Below are 597 nucleotides of genomic sequence, written 5' to 3'. Positions count from 1 at the left end.
CCTCTAGCGAGGCGGGAGGTGCCCGTACCGCAAACCGACACAGGTAGGCGAGGAGAGAATCCTAAGGTGATCGAGAGAACTCTCGTTAAGGAACTCGGCAAAATGACCCCGTAACTTCGGGAGAAGGGGTGCTCTGGTAGGGTGTTAAAGCCCGAGAGAGCCGCAGTGAATAGGCCCAGGCGACTGTTTAGCAAAAACACAGGTCTCTGCAAAACCGTAAGGTGACGTATAGGGGCTGACGCCTGCCCGGTGCTGGAAGGTTAAGAGGAGAGGTCAGCGCAAGCGAAGCTTTGAATTGAAGCCCCAGTAAACGGCGGCCGTAACTATAACGGTCCTAAGGTAGCGAAATTCCTTGTCGGGTAAGTTCCGACCCGCACGAAAGGCGTAACGATCTGGGCACTGTCTCAACGAGAGACTCGGTGAAATTATAATATGCGTGAAGATGCGCATTACCCGCGACAGGACGGAAAGACCCCGTGGAGCTTTACTGTAGCCTGATATTGAATTCCGGTGCAGCCTGTACAGGATAGGTAGGAGCCTTGGAATCCGGAGCGCCAGCTTCGGAGGAGGCAATGGTGGGATACTACCCTGGCTGTA

1 rRNA gene is annotated in these 597 nt (G+C 54.6%); it reads left to right on the top strand.

Annotated elements, in window-relative coordinates:
- Positions 1–597: ribosomal RNA gene (locus tag ACFPZG_RS18690) — 23S ribosomal RNA — on the top strand; the annotation flags it as partial.

The sequence above is a fragment of the Sporosarcina thermotolerans genome (assembly GCF_042658975.1).
In the GTDB taxonomy this organism is placed as follows: domain Bacteria; phylum Bacillota; class Bacilli; order Bacillales_A; family Planococcaceae; genus Sporosarcina; species Sporosarcina thermotolerans.
This window is presented reverse-complemented; position numbering and strand designations above follow the sequence as displayed.